This window comes from Ruoffia sp. FAM 26255 (assembly GCF_045528525.1).
Taxonomy (GTDB): Bacteria; Bacillota; Bacilli; order Lactobacillales; family Aerococcaceae; genus Ruoffia; species Ruoffia tabacinasalis.
The window spans coordinates 1-709 of sequence record NZ_JBGQQX010000132.1 but is presented as its reverse complement, the minus strand read 5'-3'; the positions used below and the strand labels follow the sequence as shown (position 1 = coordinate 709).

General features: G+C 31.7%; 1 protein-coding gene and 2 pseudogenes. 2 read left to right on the top strand and 1 reads right to left on the bottom strand.

Translation table 11 applies throughout. The annotated features are described in order from the left end of the window. Positions 1-62: 62 nt before the first annotated feature. Both ACEN31_RS11585 and ACEN31_RS11580 read left to right on the top strand, forming a co-directional pair. Positions 63-296, top strand: a pseudogene (locus ACEN31_RS11585) (ATP-binding protein); the annotation flags it as partial. 37 nt (positions 297-333) lie between these two features. Next, a complete protein-coding gene (locus tag ACEN31_RS11580) occupies positions 334-552 on the top strand; it encodes a hypothetical protein (protein ID WP_407090580.1) in 219 nt (72 codons plus the stop codon). Between the two features lie 42 nt (positions 553-594). On the opposite strand, the pseudogene ACEN31_RS11575 reads toward ACEN31_RS11580, so the two are convergent. Further along, positions 595-709 (bottom strand): annotated as a pseudogene (locus tag ACEN31_RS11575) (IS30 family transposase); the annotation flags it as partial.

Below are 709 nucleotides of genomic sequence, written 5' to 3'. Positions count from 1 at the left end.
GAAATTAGAGTTTCAGCGCCTTACTTTACATAATATTTAACTTTTCATAAGATGAATGGCTTCTTTATGAGCTTTCAAACGAAGAAGCAACCTTACTCTTAGAGATTATTAATGCAAGATATGAATCCCAAAAATCCAATATATACTGTTCACAATTTGATTTTAAAGGATGGTATGAGAAATTAGGAGATGGAACATTGGCCGAAGCGATACTAGATCGGATTATTCATAATTCTTATGATGTTTTTATTGATGGCGAAGTATCTATGCGTGAAAAATTAGGGTTAAAGCAATGAAAAAGCGTTGCATAGAAATTCTCCGCAGGAGGTATATATGTCTATCTTAACAAAAAGTAAGTTAAGGAAAATGGAAGAATATTATTATTGGTCCGGAAAGAAAAATTGGGTTCCTTTCCCTGATGAGTTAAACAATAAAATATTAGAAATTTATGGAGTTGAACCTTTACCTTATGAATGGTCAGAACAGGACATTTATCAAGGATCAAGAAATATCATACTCGATTATTTTAGTAATAAAAGATCTATAACTTAAATCAATCAACCATTCTTATCTGTTTATTTATAATTTGATTTGTCAAATTAAGCTAGACAAAACTGCTTCATCTAAGTAACTCAAAAATACTTCCAACGGTGTTCGGTAGTGTAAGGATTTCCGTGGAATCGTGTTCCGTTTGTGTGCAATCGATGAC